This is a genomic window from Rahnella sp. CJA17(1/100) (assembly GCF_963881615.1).
In the GTDB taxonomy this organism is placed as follows: Bacteria; Pseudomonadota; Gammaproteobacteria; order Enterobacterales; family Enterobacteriaceae; genus Rahnella; species Rahnella aceris.
Genome location: NZ_CAWOJA010000022.1, coordinates 260,237 through 276,481 on the forward strand (window position 1 = coordinate 260,237; position 16,245 = coordinate 276,481).

15 protein-coding genes are annotated in these 16,245 nt (G+C 56.7%); 3 read left to right on the top strand and 12 right to left on the bottom strand.

Annotated elements, in window-relative coordinates; translation table 11 throughout:
- The first annotated feature begins 616 nt into the window (after positions 1-616).
- The 3 genes from AACU55_RS12695 (at position 617) to csgC (ending at position 2,041) form a co-directional block, all read left to right on the top strand.
- Entirely contained in the window at positions 617-1,105 is a 489-nt protein-coding gene (locus tag AACU55_RS12695) for a curlin (RefSeq protein ID WP_134705548.1), read from the top strand.
- A gap of 39 nt (positions 1,106-1,144) precedes the next feature.
- Entirely contained in the window at positions 1,145-1,621 is a 477-nt protein-coding gene (gene csgA, locus AACU55_RS12700) for a curli major subunit CsgA (RefSeq protein ID WP_037036322.1), read from the top strand.
- 90 nt (positions 1,622-1,711) lie between these two features.
- Positions 1,712-2,041 (top strand): curli assembly chaperone CsgC, encoded by a 330-nt coding sequence (csgC, locus tag AACU55_RS12705; protein ID WP_013574474.1) that lies wholly within the window; start codon positions 1,712-1,714, stop codon positions 2,039-2,041.
- An 11-nt stretch (positions 2,042-2,052) separates the two neighbouring features.
- Here csgC and AACU55_RS12710 read toward each other — a convergent pair whose 3' ends face one another.
- The 12 genes from AACU55_RS12710 to AACU55_RS12765 form a co-directional block, all read right to left on the bottom strand.
- The gene (locus AACU55_RS12710; protein ID WP_013574475.1) at positions 2,053-3,078 is read right to left on the bottom strand and encodes a HoxN/HupN/NixA family nickel/cobalt transporter; all 1,026 of its coding nucleotides are present in this window, start codon (positions 3,076-3,078) and stop codon (positions 2,053-2,055) included.
- Positions 3,071-5,398, bottom strand: coding sequence for a carbamoyltransferase HypF (hypF, locus tag AACU55_RS12715; protein WP_134705549.1), 2,328 nt, complete (start codon positions 5,396-5,398; stop codon positions 3,071-3,073). Before hypF ends, AACU55_RS12710 begins: the two co-directional genes overlap by 8 nt.
- A gap of 63 nt (positions 5,399-5,461) precedes the next feature.
- On the bottom strand, positions 5,462-7,633 hold the full coding sequence (gene fdhF / locus AACU55_RS12720) for a formate dehydrogenase subunit alpha (RefSeq protein WP_037036320.1): 2,172 nt from the start codon (positions 7,631-7,633) through the stop codon (positions 5,462-5,464).
- Between the two features lie 23 nt (positions 7,634-7,656).
- Positions 7,657-8,202, bottom strand: a complete 546-nt coding sequence (hydN, locus tag AACU55_RS12725; RefSeq protein ID WP_013574478.1) for an electron transport protein HydN — start codon at positions 8,200-8,202, stop codon at positions 7,657-7,659.
- Between the two features lie 338 nt (positions 8,203-8,540).
- Entirely contained in the window at positions 8,541-9,017 is a 477-nt protein-coding gene (gene hycI / locus AACU55_RS12730) for a hydrogenase maturation peptidase HycI (RefSeq protein WP_134705550.1), read from the bottom strand.
- Positions 9,010-9,489: a formate hydrogenlyase maturation protein HycH gene (gene hycH, locus AACU55_RS12735; RefSeq protein WP_013574480.1), complete on the bottom strand. Its 480-nt coding sequence runs from the start codon at positions 9,487-9,489 to the stop codon at positions 9,010-9,012. Before hycH ends, hycI begins: the two co-directional genes overlap by 8 nt.
- Positions 9,489-10,286: an NADH-quinone oxidoreductase subunit B family protein gene (locus AACU55_RS12740; RefSeq protein WP_013574481.1), complete on the bottom strand. Its 798-nt coding sequence runs from the start codon at positions 10,284-10,286 to the stop codon at positions 9,489-9,491. The genes hycH and AACU55_RS12740 overlap by 1 nt, the downstream gene beginning before the upstream one ends.
- Positions 10,283-10,840 (bottom strand): formate hydrogenlyase complex iron-sulfur subunit, encoded by a 558-nt coding sequence (locus AACU55_RS12745; protein WP_013574482.1) that lies wholly within the window; start codon positions 10,838-10,840, stop codon positions 10,283-10,285. Before AACU55_RS12745 ends, AACU55_RS12740 begins: the two co-directional genes overlap by 4 nt.
- 15 nt (positions 10,841-10,855) lie before the next feature.
- Positions 10,856-12,580, bottom strand: coding sequence for a hydrogenase large subunit (locus AACU55_RS12750; RefSeq protein WP_013574483.1), 1,725 nt, complete (start codon positions 12,578-12,580; stop codon positions 10,856-10,858).
- Between the two features lie 44 nt (positions 12,581-12,624).
- Positions 12,625-13,578 carry a respiratory chain complex I subunit 1 family protein gene (locus AACU55_RS12755; protein WP_037036313.1) on the bottom strand — a complete coding sequence of 318 codons (954 nt, stop codon included), beginning with the start codon at positions 13,576-13,578 and terminating at the stop codon, positions 12,625-12,627.
- Positions 13,579-13,588: 10 nt separating this feature from the next.
- Positions 13,589-15,493 carry a proton-conducting transporter transmembrane domain-containing protein gene (locus AACU55_RS12760; RefSeq protein ID WP_134705551.1) on the bottom strand — a complete coding sequence of 635 codons (1,905 nt, stop codon included), beginning with the start codon at positions 15,491-15,493 and terminating at the stop codon, positions 13,589-13,591.
- The gene (locus AACU55_RS12765; RefSeq protein WP_015689513.1) at positions 15,490-16,119 is read right to left on the bottom strand and encodes a 4Fe-4S dicluster domain-containing protein; all 630 of its coding nucleotides are present in this window, start codon (positions 16,117-16,119) and stop codon (positions 15,490-15,492) included. Before AACU55_RS12765 ends, AACU55_RS12760 begins: the two co-directional genes overlap by 4 nt.
- Positions 16,120-16,245 lie beyond the last annotated feature (126 nt).

The window sequence follows — 16,245 nt, forward strand, 5'->3', positions numbered from 1 at the left end:
AAAGCTTTCCTTATGTATTCCGGGAAATTAAATTCCGCCCTATTAAAGAGGGCTTAAGTAATAAATTTACACTATCTTAACGTTTGGCCTTGTTAAGACAGCATATTTGTCAGATAACGCTGCGGATTAAGGGGGCTCAAACACCAGCTGGCTGCATATTTCGCCTTAAATAACTCAAACTGGTTTATCTTTTCGTATTGATTTTACTTAGGTGAGCACATCTGCAGGCTTCTTTATACCCTGTTAAACCGCGCCGCAAGGCAGCGGGAAGGCATTTTTAAGCGACTGTTAAGGGGTGGAAATGTGCGGGGGATCTCTTTTAGGACTGTTTTAGTTTCAGAGGGAATTAAGAATAGTTGCATTTGTGTGATTATTTAAAACGGTTTGCTCTGTAACTTTAGGATTAATGCCATGGGTTGATTAGCCGTGCTGACCTTTTACTGAGACGCGCTGGTCAATCCGTATGATAAATACCGCCTCATGCTTTTTGATGAAGTCTGAGATTAAAATACGACGAGCGGGTGAGTTCCTTATTTTGAGCAAACACCATAATCAATTCGTCAGCAGCAATTAGCCGGTAAGCAAAGTGTGGTGCCGGTATATACAGGGTGACGAAATGAAAAAGACTTTATTGACCCTGGCGTTACTTTCAGCCTCCTGGGGCATTCATGCACAGCAATTTGATATGGCTTATCCGGAAGTGAATTCTGAGGTGCCGGATCAGATCTTTGCTGGCGCAAGGAATTCATCGGGGAATTCGTCAGTGATTTATCAGAACGGTAATAACAATCTGACCACCACTTATCAGACGGGTTCTGGAAATTCCGGCGTTATCCGTCAGTCCGGGTCAGAGAATACTGCGCTGGTGAATCAGCGAGGTAATGGAAATAACGCGGATATATCCCAGAGCGGCAGCGATAATTTCGCCTACGTATCGCAAACCGGTGGCGGGGATGCATCCATTACGCAACAGAATTTTGGCAATACCGCATACATTCTGCAAAAAGGCCGGAGTGTGACGGAAATTCGCCAGAATGGTACGAACCAGAGCAGCGGCGTCGTGCAAAATTCGTCAGGAATGGCGATTAGAGTGACACAGCATTAACACACCAAACATCCGATATTAAACCAATGGGGTAGCATCATGAAACTTTGGAAAATTGTGGCAGTCTCCGCTTTAGTCGTCAGTGGCAGTGCATTTGCAACCAGTCCTGGTCATGGCGGGGGTGGCTCTGACCACGGTAATAATCCACCTTCATCAACTGTGCCGACATTCACTGCCACTCAGTGGAATTCTGAAATTCAGATTTACCAGCAGGGCACGGCAAACCTGGCGAATGCCACTCAATCTGGCGCACAAAAATCGCTGACCGCAATCAGTCAGGATGGCTACAGAAATAGCGCCGGGACGACTCAGACCGGTGATGGCAGCCTGATCAGTGTGGTACAAAAAGGTGAATACAACGGCGCTAACGTTTCTCAGAGCGCTAACGGCAGCAAAGTGCTCGTGTCCCAGAACGGTTCAGGTAACTATGCTCAGGCTTCACAAGGTGCGAATGGCTCTCTGACCAGCATTACTCAGGTCGGTACCGCGAACCTGGCCTACGCGTCACAAAACTGATTAGTGTTCCCTCCCCTGCGAAGGGGAGGAGTAAAGCAGAACAGGGCACTAGCCCTGTTTTTTTTCGACGGAACCCTGAGGATAAACGCTATGCACTTACTGCTGATCGCCGCCGTGATGTCCAACCAGCTTTGGTTTGATACGCACAACGAGGCGCAGAATTATGTTATTACCCCGATGGTCAGTCTCACCAAAGCCTGTTCCTGTCAGGTGGCGGTTTCTGTGTTGCAGGAAAGCACCGCAGGCACCAGCACCAGCCGCCAGAGCCACAATGTGAATCTTTCCGCCAATCAGCCGCAGCCTCTGGGACAGATGCGTTTTGCCGTCCAGCCCGGCGGGAAAACACAAATTATGATAACCATTACAGACGGCGACAAACTGCGTCTGGAAAAGCAGCTTACCTTGCCGAATGACGCCTGATACCGGGCGGATCACACCGCCAGATTGTCATAGCCTTTGCGGCGATAATTAAGGACAGAGATGCCCCAGAACACGACGAAAATCGCCACAGCCGCATAGCCGACGCTGCCCATGTTCTCATTCAGGCGTTCGACAACCGCCCATATTCCGCCGTGTAAATCCAGTTTATCGGCCATCAGTCCGAGTGCTTCCAGGCCGCCGATCAACAGAGCGATCATCACGCTGGTGGCTGTAATCGTCATGTTGTAATAGAGCTTTCGCACCGGTTTATCGAACGCCCAGCCGTAAGCGCCGACCATGACAAAGTTATCCAGCGAATCGACCAGTGCCATGCCGCTGGCGAACAACGCCGGAAATACCAGAATGCTCCATACGGACATGCCGGAAGAGGCCCCCGCAGCGGAAATCCCCAACAGGCCAATTTCCGTGGCGGTATCAAAACCCAGCCCGAACAAAAATCCCACCAGATACATCTGCCAGCTTTTATTCACCAGATTAAATGCAAAGCTGAATAACCGGCTCATCACACCTCCCTGCATCGCGTGGGTTTCTCCGGCGTCCGGAAAGCTTTTGCCCTGTTTGATCTTCTGAAAACGGCGGTAAACATCGCGCAGAATCAGCGCATTCAGCAGGGCCATCATCAGTAAAAACAGTGCGGAAACCATCGTGCCGATGGTGCTGCCATAATCGTGCAACCAGCCAATTTTGTTGCCAAACATCAGTGACGTTGCGGCGATCGCCACGCAGGCCAGTACCACAATGCTGGAATGTCCGAGGGAGAAAAATGCCCCGACGGCCACCGGACGCTGACCCTGTTGCATCAGCTTGCGGGTAACGTTATCGATAGCTGCAATATGATCGGCATCGACGGCATGACGCAGCCCGTAACCGTAAGCCAGCAAGGCCGCCGCCACCAGCGCCGCATTGTGGCGAAACACCACCAGTGCCCAGCCCCAGGCCAGTAAATTGATTGCCAGCAGCCCGATCAGCAGCCAGAAAGCACGACGGTGCGTGTGAAAAAAATCACGGTTAATCATGGGAGTCCTTGTTGTTAAAACCAGAAGAAAATTGCAGACGGGCGCAGGCGACAACGGCCTGACCCAAAGCCAGCCCGCCGTCTCCGGCGGGCACGTTTTGCGGCATCAGCACGCGAAGGGGTGCTAAATAACGATGTAAAAGCTGGCGCAGCAGGCGGTTATGCAGCACGCCGCCACCCAGTGCGACAGTGCGGGTGCCGGTTCTCACCGCGTGGTAGCAGGCGAGGGCGGCAAAGCCTTGCGCCAGCGCGTCGTGAAAAGCGAAAGCCCGTGCGGCAGGCGTGGCATTCCAGCCGAGCCATTGCTGCCAGAACGTCGCTAAATCCAGAAAAGTGCCCGACGGCGTATGCCGCAGTGGCATCGTGACCGGATGCGAAATACCCTGTGCACGTTGTGCCAGCGTTTCCAGACGGCATGCCGCTTCGCCTTCCCAGCTCAGTTGCGCAGGCGTACAGCCGAGTGCGGCGGCGACGGCATCAAACAAGCGCCCGCAGGAAGACGCCAGCGGGGCATTAATCCCGGCGGTGATGGCTCTGGAGAGCGGCAACCACGGATATGCCTGCAACACCTTTGCCTCCGGGCGTGTCTGCCAGTCCGGCACAAACGCCTGCCACTGCGCCAGCAAATTCCGCCACGGTTCCCGCGCGGCCCGGTCGCCACCCGGCAGCGCAACGGCAGGCAATCCGCCTAAATGTTCACAGTGCAGATAATCCACCTGTAAACACTCACCGCCCCACAGGGCACCGGTTTTATCGTCAGCAATACCATAACCCAGCCCGTCAAGCGCCAGCCCGATGACCTTGCTGCCATCCAGCGGCCAGTGATGTTCCGCCAGACACGCGGTGATATGAGCGTGATGATGAAGAACATCAATCATGCGTACACCGTGACTTTCCGCCTGCACATGACTGATATACGCCGGATGTGCATCACGGGCCACCGCCAGCGGCATACAGTCATAAAGGTGCTGAAAATGTTCAATCGCCTGCTGCTGCTGTCCGGCAATATCGCTGCGGGTGAGTGACCCGAAATGTGCGCTGAGAATCGCCTGATCACCGCGCACCAGACAGAAGGTATTTTTGAGGTCACCGCCCAGTGCCAGCAGCGACGGCTGGGCATCGAATCCGTCAGGCAACGTAAAAGCATCGGGCACATAGCCGCGTGCGCGGCGCAGCATTTCAGTACCGTGCGGCGTCACACGCAGCAGCGAATCATCGGCGCGCTGGACGATATCGCGGTTATGCAACAGCCACATGTCTGCAATGCCATCGAGTTGCAACAGCGCAGCCGCATTAGTCAGCACGGGGGCACAACCGTTCGCATTTCCGGAGGTCATCACCAGCGGGGTATCCGCTGCCTGCATCAGCAAATGATGCAGCGGGGTAAACGGCAGCATCAGTCCGACTTCGTCCAGTTCCGGCGCGATTGCCGCGCACAGTGGCGACATCGCGCTTTTCGTTGCCAGTACGATGGGCGCGGCCGGTGACTCCAGCATTTCGCGCAGCGCAAATGGCGGGCTTTCATCGCTGCATTCTGCCAGCCAGCCGATGTCCGGCAGCATCACCGCCAGCGGTTTTGACGGACGCTGTTTACGTTCGCGCAGCCGCATCACCGCATTTTGCTGCGTGGCATCGCAGGCCAGATGAAAGCCTCCCAGCCCTTTAATAGCGACGATTTTACCCGCGCGTAATGCTGCAACCGCGTATTCCAGCGCCGCATCTCCTTGCGCCAGCATGTCGCCATTTTGCAACGTCGCGCTGACCTGCGGCCCGCACTGCGGGCAGGCGACCGGCTGCGCGTGAAACCGCCGGTCGGCGGGGTTCTGATATTCCTGCCGACAGTGCGGACACAATGTAAATTCCGCCATGCTGGTGGAAGGGCGGTCATAAGGCATGGCGCGGATCAGCGTAAAACGCGGGCCGCAATGTGTGCAGTTGGTGAAGGCGTAGCCGAAACGACGATCACCCGGGCGGGTGATGTCTTTCAGGCATTCCGGGCAGGTCGCCGCGTCGGGCACCACCTGCGTATCCATCCGGCTGTGACGGCTGTCAGCGATAGTGAAATTTTGCGGAAGCGTCTGCCAGTCGAAAGGATTGAAGCTGATGCTGTCGATGCGCGCCAGCGGCGGGCAGTCGCGCTGTAATTGTTCAATAAAAAGTTCGAGATTGACCGGCTGAAGCAGCCTGATTTCCACACCCGCGCTGTCATTACACACTTCCCCCCGGAGCTGCAGACGGTCGGCCAGTTGCCAGATAAAAGGTCGGAAACCGACGCCCTGGACTTTGCCGCAGACGCGAATGAGCAGACCGGAATCAGACATAAATACCTCTTAAATCTCAGGGGGTTTTGCTCCTCCCCCTGCGAAGGGGGAGGAGCTTAAAAACTAAACCTCAACCACCGGGATCACATCTTCCACGGCGCTGCGCAGGCGCGCTTTCATGTCGCTGTAAGTCTGATGAGCGTAGTTCTCTGCCCAGCGCTGATCGGCGATCTGCTCGACTTTCACCGCGCAGTATTTGGTTTCCGGCGTTTTGGAAATCGGGTCGAGATTGTCCTGGGTCAGTTCATTACAGGCACCGATCCACCACTGATACGTCATGTACACCGCACCCGGGTTGATACGTTCGTTGTAGTTGGCGCGGGAAATGACTTTGCCACGGCGCGATGCCACCCAGACCAGTTGCTGATCACGGATACCCAGCGCCTGGGCGTCCACCGGGTGCATCTGCACGAAGCCCGGTTCATCAGCCAGCGTCTGCAATGCCGCACAGTTACCGGTCATTGAACGGCAGGAGTAGTGACCGACTTCACGCACGGTACACAACACCAGCGGATAATCGCCGTCCGGCACTTCAGCCGGTGCGCGCCACGGTGCGGCAAACAACTGGCCTTTACCGGTCGGGGTGTCGAAGTGATTGTCGGCATACAGATATGGCGTCCCCGGGCTTTCAAGCGTGGTACAAGGCCACTGCACGTGTCCCAGGTCGCCCATTTTTTCGTAGGTGGCGCCGTAAAACAGCGGACACAGGCTGCGCATTTCGTCCCAGATTTCCTGGTTATCGTTGTAATGCATCGGATAACCCATTTCGGTCGCCAGCAGGCTGATAATGTCCCAGTCGCGCTTGACGTTATATTTTGGTTCGATGGCTTTCTCGAAGCGCTGGAAGCCACGGTCTGCGCAGGAGAAGACACCGCCGTGTTCGCCCCAGGAAGTGGCCGGTAAAATCACGTCGGCCTGCTCGGCGGTTTTGGTCATGAAGATGTCCTGAACCACCACGAATTCCAGTGCTTCAAAACCTTTGCGCACCAGACCTAAATCGGCTTCGGTCTGCAACGGATCTTCACCCATGATGTAATAGGCTTTAACTTTGCCTTCAAGGGCCAGATGCGGGATTTCCGTGATACGGTGACCGACTTCGGTGTCCATCTGATTCACGTCAATGCCCCAGGCATCGGCGAATTTCGCGCGAACTTTCGGATCGGTGACGGACTGATAGCCCGGGAATTCATTCGGCAGCACGCCCATATCACAGGCACCCTGCACATTATTCTGACCGCGTACCGGTCCGACGCCGACGTTGGCGCGGCCAAGATTACCGGTCAGCAAAGCCAGCCCTGCCAGACCTTTTACCACGTCAACCGCCTGACCAAACTGGGTGACGCCCATGCCCCACATGATGGTGGCTGAAGGTGCAGCGGCGTAAGTGCGCATCGCCTGACGGATTTGCTGCGCGGAAACACCGGTCTGTTCTGCCACGGCTTCCGGTGAGTAATCCGCCACATTTTTGCGGTATTCCTCAAAGCCTTCGGTGTATTTCGCGACATAGTCATGGTCATACAGATCTTCTTCGATCAACACGTGGGCAAAGGCATTCACCAGCGCCATGTTGCAGCCGTTTTTGATTTGCAGATGCTGATCGGCAATACGTGCGGTTTCGATGCGGCGCGGGTCGCAGACGATGATCTGCGCGCCTTTTTCTTTCGCTTTGATCACACGGCGCGCGACGATGGGATGGGAATCCGCGCAGTTATAGCCGAACACCAGCAGACATTTTGAGTTTTCGATATCGCCGATGGAATTACTCATCGCGCCGTTACCGAGCGTGGCCTGCAAACCGGCCACCGACGGGCCGTGACACACGCGGGCGCAGCAGTCGACGTTATTGGTGCCGATCACTGCACGGGCAAATTTCTGCATCACATAGTTGGTTTCATTGCCGGTCCCGCGGGAAGAACCGGTGGTCATAATGGAACGCGGGCCGTGTTTTTGTTTAATGTCTTTCAGGCGCTGTGCGGTGTAACGGATGGCTTCATCCCAGCTGACGGCTTCGAATTTTCCGCCTTTCTGGCGGCGGATGAGCGGCTGGGTCAGGCGCGGGGTCAGCAGTTTGGTGTCATTGAGAAAATCCCAGCCGTAATAGCCTTTCAGGCACAGTTCGCCCTGATTGGTGACGCCGTTCGCGGCTTCCGCACGGATGATTTTTCCGTTATCTACAACCAGATTCAATTTACATCCGGCGCCGCAATACGGGCAGACAGTGGTGACTTTTTTCATGGTCTTGCTTCCTTAATCCGGGGTTAAAACAGCAACGGGGAGGTGCTGTCGAGCGCAGCGCGGCGGCGTTTTTCTGCGTTCATTTCCTGTAAGTGGTTACGGTCGATAGCGAAAAGTGCCTTGGTCGGGCAGATTTCCATACAGGCCGGGCCTTCAGCGCGGGTGTGGCACAGGTCGCATTTGTGCGCCTCGGCTTTATCCGAGGTGGTGACCATCGCCGCGCCGTTCTGGCGGAAAACGGGTTTGGTGACGACTTCCATGGCGCCGTACGGGCAGGCGACAACGCAGGTCTTACAGCCGATGCAGCGTTCCTGCATCACCTGTACATGATCTCCGGTGCGAAGAATGGCGCCGTTCGGACAGACGTTGGCACAGGGCGCATCTTCACACTGGCGACACATCACCGGTGTACTGAGATTGACACCTTTAATAACGTGCAGACGCGGTGCGAATGTCGCGGCGTTGAGCAGCGAAATATCCTGCGATTCACTGTGAGCCATCACGCAGGCAATTTCACAGGTACGACAGCCGATGCATTTTTTAGGGTCGGCGATGATAAACCGGTTCATTTTTCTCTCCAAATCCCCGTCGTCCTTGACATCGCAGGTGCGTTGGCTGCGTTCACTCGCCCGAATCACTGACTCATGTCAGCTCATCGGGACTCCTTCGCTTGCCGCCTTCCTGCCATGCCAATGCCTTAGGGGATTTCAGTGTGCTTTTAATTCAGGGGGTTAAAAGTTTTCATCTACTTCTATACATAAAACGTGCCAGTTTCGGATGCTTGTTTTTATCTATGTATTTCAGTTGGTTATATAAAAATGACGTAACGATGACGAAATGTCGGGCTGATGTCATGTCTGTTTCGTCACCGCATCGACAGTTATGTCGACAGCCGCTGTCAGAGGCTTTAGGGCCGGAAAGGGGCGATTCCCAGCCCCTGATCCAGCGCAGGCAATAGCTGATACAGGCGGTTCACGGCCTGTTCAACGGCGGCACTCATCGGGAAGTAAAAAGCCACCACGTCCGGCTGAATGCCGACAAAGGTGATTTGCGGGATGTCTTCACGCAATTGCTGAATAAGGAACGTCAGCGGCAGATTGTGGGTGGTCATCATGAACATCTCAGCGATGTCATCTTCATCGATAATGCGCATTTCACCGGGCGCCAGCCCCATGTCGGTGGCATCAACAATCACCAGATGCGCAGGCCGCAGTTCGCGTAAATAACCGATGTCGTTTTCTGGTGCCGCACCGCCGTCAACCACAGTCCAGCCGGACAGCGGTTTTTCAGCGCACAGTTCGGCCAGCCGCGGGCCGGCACCGTCGTCGCCCATCATGCTGTTGCCCACGCACAGCAATGCGTAGCGGGAGGATAAATCAGGCATCGTATCTCCTGACCATCAGGTACATGGCGGGGTCGTTTTCAATCTGGGCAAGCAGGGTGATCAGCGCATCGCTCCAGCCCTGTTGCGTATCACTCATGTACGGGCGGGCAGCGCTCAGCGCCAGCGCCAGCAGGTGGGTGTGGCTGCTGTCGATAATGATCTCCCCGAAACGCTGCACACCGGCCAGTTTTCGATATGCTTCGCTGTTTTCGGGCAGGCAGTCAATCCAGTGCATATACCCGTCGAGAGGGCATTCGAGACGGGATTTCAGGCAGTCGATCACCCCGAGGTGATGGCCGATCGCCAGGCTGTAATACACCACTTCCTGCACTTTTTGCGAACTGCGTTTCAGGGCGCTTTTCTCATCGACAAACTTGCTGCTCAGCGAATAGAAAATCACTTTGTTCTTGTCCGGCTGATGACCTGCGTAGGGTTGATGTCGCGCGTAGCGCTGGTCGTTAACGGAGGTCATCACAGGTGTACCTCGCCACGCAGAACCTGCTGATAAATGTGCTGCAGGTTGCCGACAATTTCGTTGAGACGCAGATCGCCTTGTTCTTCAAGATATGCAGAAACGCGCTGTTCCACGGGTTGTAAGCCGGGCGCGGCCACGATATCCATAAAGGTGTCGGCAATCTGGCGGCCATAACGGTAACCGGCCATCCGGCGCGCTTCGCGGTCCAGCAACACGCGCAGCGGCTGCGGTAAATCCGGGTGCAGCAGCAGAGCCGGTTCGGTAGCCGCCTCATCGTGTTGCTGGCCTTTGATCTTCTGATCCAGCAAACCCAGCGCCATCGCAAAACCATAAATGGTGGCGGCCGGTGTCGGCGGGCAACCCGGAATATACACATCCACCGGCACGATTTTGTCAGTGCCGCCCCACACGCAATACAGATCGTGGAAGATGCCGCCGCTGTTGCCGCAGGCGCCGTAGGAAATGCAGATTTTCGGATCCGGTGCAGAATCCCAGGCGCGCAGCGCCGGAATACGCATGGCGCGGGTCACGGCACCGGTGAACAGCAAAATGTCTGCGTGGCGCGGCGACGGGACCACTTTAATCCCAAAGCGTTCGGCGTCGAACAGCGGAGAAATGGCCGCGAAAATCTCAATTTCACAGCCGTTACAGCCGCCGCAGTCCACGCGGTAAACGTAAGCTGAGCGGCGGATGCTGTGAAGCAGTGTGGATTTCAGTTTGGCAATGCTTTCATCCAGCGTGACGGGTACCGGCAGGCCATTTTCGTCACGCGGAGCAATCAGGTTATGACTCATGAATGAGCCTCCGTGGTCATGTGCCGGCCAATATCAATACGGTCGGAGGAAGAAAGGCTGTGCAGTTTTTTGCATTCGGGGCAGGTTTCATACTGCTCCCGGCGGTCAGCAACTTGCCGGTCGCTCAGGGCGGCGCTTTCCTGCAACAGGCTGAGTGCGAAGTCGATTTCCTTTTGTACCGCGTAAGGTTTGCCGCAGGCACGGCAGTGACAGATAGGGAAATCCGCGGTCTCAAACAGGTCTTCTTTACGCCAGACTGCCAGTTCAAATTCCTGCGACAGTCTGATGGCCGCCGTCGGGCAGACTTCCTCGCAGCGGGCGCAGAAAATGCAGCGGCCTAAGAACAGTTGCCAGCGGAGGGTTTCGCCATCTTCTGCCGTGGTCATGGTCAGCGCGTTAGACGGACAGGCGTTGGCACACGCACCGCAGGCAATACACTGCTGTGCGGTGTATTGCGGTTTGCCGCGAAAATTCGCTGCCAGATCCAGCGGCTTAAACGGATAAGCCACGGTTGCGGTGCCGGTTTTAAGCACTTTTTTAATCAGTTTCAGCATGATGGAAGCAGCTCCTCAAAGCGGCGAATTTTTGCGTTCGATGCCGTAGCGTTCGATCTCTTTGTAAGGCACGACGATGGACGTTTTCTTACGCACATCGACAACCGTCATGCGGTCGGTGCAGGAATAACAAGGATCGAGACTGCCGATAATCAGCGGCGCATCGGAGACCGTATTGCCGCGCAACATGTAACGCAGCGTCGGCCAGTTGGCGTAAGTCGCCGCACGGCAACGCCAGCGGAACAGCTTTTGGTTGTCGCCGGTCATGCTCCAGTGAATGTCGTCACCGCGTGGCGCTTCAGCAAAGCCGAGGGCAAAACGGTGAGGAATATAATTGAAACCTTCTACCGCCAGCGGGCCACCCGGCAGGCTTTGCAGGCCGAACTCGATCATATTCAGGGCGTTAAACACTTCGTGGATGCGCACTTTCAGGCGGGAATAAACGTCGTTACCGGTTTCGCTGCACAGTTCAAATGGCAGTTTGGCGTAACCGGCATAAGGGTGATCCTGACGCATATCGCGGCGGTGACCGCTGCCACGCACCATCGGGCCGACGTTACTGAAATCGCGCGCTACCTGCGGATCCAGAATACCGACGCCGACGCTGCGCTGCCGGGTATTCGGCGTACTGAGCAGGATATCCACCAGCTCGTTCAGATCCCGGCGCATGCTGCCCGCCAGCGCAATGGTGGCGATCATGTCGTCTTTGAGGATGTCACGGCGGATGCCGCCGATCAGGTTCATGCCGTAGGTTTTTCGCGCGCCGGTCAGGATTTCTGCCATCTTCATCGACTGTTCACGGACGCGGAAAAACTGCATGAAACCGGAATCAAAACCGACAAAATGACAGGCAAGCCCGAGGTTCAGCAGATGGCTGTGCAGACGTTCGACTTCCAGCAGAATAGAACGGATCATCTGGGCGCGTTCCGGCACCACGATACCCATCGCGTTTTCGACCGAAGAGGTGTACGCCACGCTGTGGGTGAAGCCGCAGATGCCGCAAACGCGGTCTGAGAGGAAGGTGACTTCGTTGTAGCCCATGCGGGTTTCGGCCAGTTTCTCCATGCCACGGTGCACGTAAAACAGCCGGTAATCGGCATCGATAATGTCTTCACCGTCAACGAACAGACGAAAGTGTCCCGGTTCGTCAGAAGTGACGTGCAGCGGACCAATCGGCACAATTTTGCTGCCTTCTTTGGCTTCGGAAATAAACGGATAGGTTTCTTCGTCCGTGGTGGGTGCCGGGCGCTGGCGGTAATCCATCGCATCTTTGCGCAGCGGGTATAAATCGTCCGGCCAGTCATCCGGCAGCACCAGACGGCGTTCGTCCGGCAACCCGACCGGGCGCAACCCGTACATATCACGCACTTCACGTTCGCCCCAGACTGCTGCCGGCACGCGCGGTGTCACGGAAGGGAATTCCAGCGACACAGGATCCACTTCGGCGCGCACGGTGATCCAGCACTTCACGCCTTTTTCCATCGACAGCACGTAATACAGCGCGTAGTTGCCGCACAACGTACGTTCGTCATTGCCGAATAACACGGAAAGCCAGCCACCCTGCTGGTAATACAGCCATTCGACCACTTCCGGCAGCCAGTTCAGCCTGATGGTGACGGTCGCCTGCGTGTCGGTCTGCCATTCACTGCCTAAGATCGCCGACGGAAACTGCTTCGCCAGCGCGGCCAGATACTCTTTACCGACCGGGTTTTGATTTAATGCGGTATTGAACTCACTCATTACAAAGCCTCTTCCCGCCGCAGCGGGACAAGAAAAATGTCAGGTCAGCCTGCGACCAGCCAGGAAACCAGCGCCAGAAACGCCAGCCCGAAACCCGCCCAGGTGGTGCGGGAAGTTTTAAGAAAGCGCAGACGGGCGACGCTGTTCTCGATGAGCGCCACCACAAATACCGCGATCAGCAGTTTCACCAGACACAGCACCACGGCGGTCAGCAACGTCAGCGGCGTGAGTTGCTCCGCCAGTCCGAACGGGAAAAACAGACCAAGGAATAGCTGCAACACCACCAGTTGTTTCAGGCTGATGCCGATTTTCAGCACGCCCAGCGCCGCGCCGGAATATTCGGTCAGCGGGCCTTCCTGTAATTCCTGCTCGGCTTCCGCCATGTCGAACGGCAGCTTGCCCATTTCGATATAGGTCGCGAATGCACAGGCCAGACCGGCCAGAACGAGGGTTAAGGAAGACGACAGCGGCCAGTGCAGAACACGGGCGGCAATGGCACCAAGCGAGGTGGAACCGGCGACCAGCGCCGCAATCCACAGCCCGAGCAGCAGAATGGGCTCGACCAGCACGCCAAGCACCGCTTCACGGCTGGCGCCGATGCCGGTGAAGGTGCTGCCGGTATCCAGCCCGGCGATGGCGAACACAAAACGCACTATGGCAAACAGATAGATGACCGTGATCAGATCGCCCGCCGCGCCCATTGGCGACGCCAGCGTCACCACCGGCAGGGCGGTGGCGATCACCAGTAAGCCGCCGGTCAGCAGGTACGGCATGCTGCGAAACGCCGCACCGGCCGCGGCGGGTGCGACACTCTGGCGGGTCAGCAGTTTGGTGATATCACGGTATTCCTGTAACACGCCCGGTCCCTGACGGTTGTGCATCCGTGCGCGCATTACGCGGCTGAATCCGGCAAACAGCGGCGCGAGCGCCAGCAACGCAATCGCCTGAATCAGCGCCAGCGGCCACAACGAACCCGCGAGTAAGAATGAAGTGTTCATAGTCAGTTCCTCAGGCAAAAGCCACGACCAGCAACACGGCCAGTTCGATGAAAGCCAGACGACGGCAGAAGGCACCCAGCCAGCCACGGTGCAGCGCGGCCACCAGCGGAGCCGGTGTCATGTGCTGACGCAGGCGATAAAGCGGGGCAAACATCACGCGCAGCGGTTGGGCAAAACCCGTCGCTGTCACCACCATGTCAGCGGAATGGCCGTAGCCACAGGCCCAGGCATCGCCGCGTGAACGGTTTGGCAGACGGGAACCGCGCAATACCGTGGCGGCAATCCACGGCAGCAGCGGCATGCCCAGCAGCAGAATGGCGACCATCGGCGCGGATACCGCAGACGTGGCGGAGAACGCCGCGCCATGTCCGGCGGCCTGTAAAACAGGCACGTTCAGCACTGAAGCGGCAACGGCGGAGAAGTGCGGAATCAACCACGGCGAGGCGACACCGAAAACCACACACAACAGCGCCAGCAATACGCTGCTGAGTGTCATCAGCCGCGGGGCAGGCGTGGCGTCTGCCGCCGCCGGACTGCGTGGTGTGCCTAAGAAAGTGACGCCGAAAACTTTGGCAATACACATCAGTGCCAGCGCACCGGTCAGGGCCAGACCGACCGCCAGCAGCGGCCCGAGCAGACGTGCGATAAACACGTGACCCGCACTCAGCTGGAACAGCGACTGATACAGCAGCCATTCGCTGGCAAAGCCGTTCAGCGGCGGCAGGGCAGCCATCGACATCAGGGCAATCAGCATCGACACGGCGGTCCACGGCATCAGACGGGCGATCCCGCCGAGTTTTTCCATGTCCTTAATGCCGGTCTGCATTTCGATTTCACCGGCACCGAGGAACAGCGCGGTTTTAAACAACCCGTGATTGAACAGGTGAAACAATCCGGCCAGCAGGGCGAGCGAGGCCAGCAGCGGCAGATTCAGCGCCACGCCCACCATAGCGCCGCCGATGCCGAGCAAAATAATCCCGACGTTTTCCAGCGTGTGATAGGCCAGCAGACGGCGGATATCGTGCTCCATCAGCGCGTACAGGCCGCCGATAAATGCGGTCAGGATTGCCAGAAGCAATACCATCAGGCCCCACCAGAGTGGCGGTGCGCCGAGCAAGTCCAGACCGACTTTTACGATGCCAATAATGCCGATTTTCATCAGCGCCGAAGAGAACAGGGCAGCGGCGTGGGCGGGGGCGCTGGAATGCGACTGCGGCACCCAGGCGTGCAGCGGGATAATCCCGGCGTAGAGTCCGAAACCGGCCAGTGCCAGCAGGAAAGCCAGCGATTTAATGCCTGGCGTAAACGTGGTGTGGCGAAGAACCTCAAAATCCAGACTGCCGCTGGCGTGATGCAGCAGCGCAAACGCCAGGATCAGACACAGCGTGCCGAGGCGGCCGGATAAAAACTGATTCAGACCGGCACGGCGGCTTTTCACATCGTCGGCTTGTACGATCATGAAATACGCACACAGCGCGGCCATTTCCATCATCAGGATCAGTTCAGCCGCATTGGCGGAAATCGCCGCGGCAGTCAGCGCCGCCAGCAGCAGATTGCATAACAACCCGGTACGGGCGCGCTGGCGCGGACGGGCATTCGCCAGCCATGCGCAGGCATACAGGCTGCTGAACAAGGCCGTTACCGACATCGCCAGTAACAACAATGCATTCAGCGGGCTGAAGCTGGCGCGGTAAGGCAGAACCGGCAGTGTAAGGGTCACCGGAGCGCCACTGTTTACCATCTGAACCGCCGCAATAATAACCGCGACGGATGCCACCATGCTGCCAGCGCCTGAAATCAGGCTGCTTAATTTCGCGGCTCCTGCCAGTAACCCGCAGATAATGCCGCTGAAAACCCAGACCAGCAGCGCCAGCGTCAACAGTGATGCCGGATCCAACGCTAATAGTGCCGTCATTGTTTGGCCTCCGTGTCAGGCGCACTAAAGGATGTCAGCCCGGCCGGGAATACATTCATCGCATTCAGGCGTTTTTGCTGGCTGGCATTTTCAGACAGACTGGCCGTGATAAGCCGGATGGCCTGTGTGGGACAGGTCTTGATGCACGCCGGACCCTCAGGGCTGAAGCTGCATAAATCGCATTTCACTGCCACCGCGCGAACCCCCGGCACACAATCCAGGAAAGGGCTGATCGCACGTGGCGGGCGCGGCGCGGGCAGCGCTTTTGAGGTGTTACAGTCGACGGGCATGTCCAGCGGCGTGCTGCCGGAAAAGGTGATGGCACCGAACGGGCAGGCAAGCCCGCACAGTTTGCAACTGACGCAGAGGCTTTCATTGAGATGAATCGCGTCGTTTTCACGGGTGATAGCATTAACCGGACACACCTGCGCGCAGGGGGCATCTTCACACTGGTGACACATCACCGGCGCGGAATCCAGACGGTTTCGCATCACCTGCAAACGGGGGGCAGATTGTAAACCGTGACGCTGGTGTTCCTGCGAACAACTGGCCATACAGGTATTGCAGCCAATACAAAGTTTCGGATCAGCTATCACATATTGATTCATGGCATTTTTAAAGCTCATGAAGTCTCCTTGGTATTTCGTCAAAGGTGACGAAATCGGCACTTAAATTGACATTTCGACATTTATGTCGGAATAGATCCCAGTAAAAAAACGGCAATGAAAAACATTCCTGTTATGCCGGTGCGA

Bases quoted from the DNA above. Each gene is read 5' to 3' on its own strand.
- AACU55_RS12695 (WP_134705548.1), top strand. From the start codon at position 617: ATGAAAAAGACTTTATTGACCCTGGCGTTACTTTCAGCCTCCTGGGGC.
- csgA (WP_037036322.1), top strand. From the start codon at position 1,145: ATGAAACTTTGGAAAATTGTGGCAGTCTCCGCTTTAGTCGTCAGTGGC.
- csgC (WP_013574474.1), top strand. From the start codon at position 1,712: ATGCACTTACTGCTGATCGCCGCCGTGATGTCCAACCAGCTTTGGTTT.
- AACU55_RS12710 (WP_013574475.1), bottom strand. From the start codon at position 3,078: ATGATTAACCGTGATTTTTTTCACACGCACCGTCGTGCTTTCTGGCTG.
- hypF (WP_134705549.1), bottom strand. From the start codon at position 5,398: ATGTCTGATTCCGGTCTGCTCATTCGCGTCTGCGGCAAAGTCCAGGGC.
- fdhF (WP_037036320.1), bottom strand. From the start codon at position 7,633: ATGAAAAAAGTCACCACTGTCTGCCCGTATTGCGGCGCCGGATGTAAA.
- hydN (WP_013574478.1), bottom strand. From the start codon at position 8,202: ATGAACCGGTTTATCATCGCCGACCCTAAAAAATGCATCGGCTGTCGT.
- hycI (WP_134705550.1), bottom strand. From the start codon at position 9,017: ATGCCTGATTTATCCTCCCGCTACGCATTGCTGTGCGTGGGCAACAGC.
- hycH (WP_013574480.1), bottom strand. From the start codon at position 9,489: ATGACCTCCGTTAACGACCAGCGCTACGCGCGACATCAACCCTACGCA.
- AACU55_RS12740 (WP_013574481.1), bottom strand. From the start codon at position 10,286: ATGAGTCATAACCTGATTGCTCCGCGTGACGAAAATGGCCTGCCGGTA.
- AACU55_RS12745 (WP_013574482.1), bottom strand. From the start codon at position 10,840: ATGCTGAAACTGATTAAAAAAGTGCTTAAAACCGGCACCGCAACCGTG.
- AACU55_RS12750 (WP_013574483.1), bottom strand. From the start codon at position 12,580: ATGAGTGAGTTCAATACCGCATTAAATCAAAACCCGGTCGGTAAAGAG.
- AACU55_RS12755 (WP_037036313.1), bottom strand. From the start codon at position 13,578: ATGAACACTTCATTCTTACTCGCGGGTTCGTTGTGGCCGCTGGCGCTG.
- AACU55_RS12760 (WP_134705551.1), bottom strand. From the start codon at position 15,493: ATGACGGCACTATTAGCGTTGGATCCGGCATCACTGTTGACGCTGGCG.
- AACU55_RS12765 (WP_015689513.1), bottom strand. From the start codon at position 16,119: ATGAGCTTTAAAAATGCCATGAATCAATATGTGATAGCTGATCCGAAA.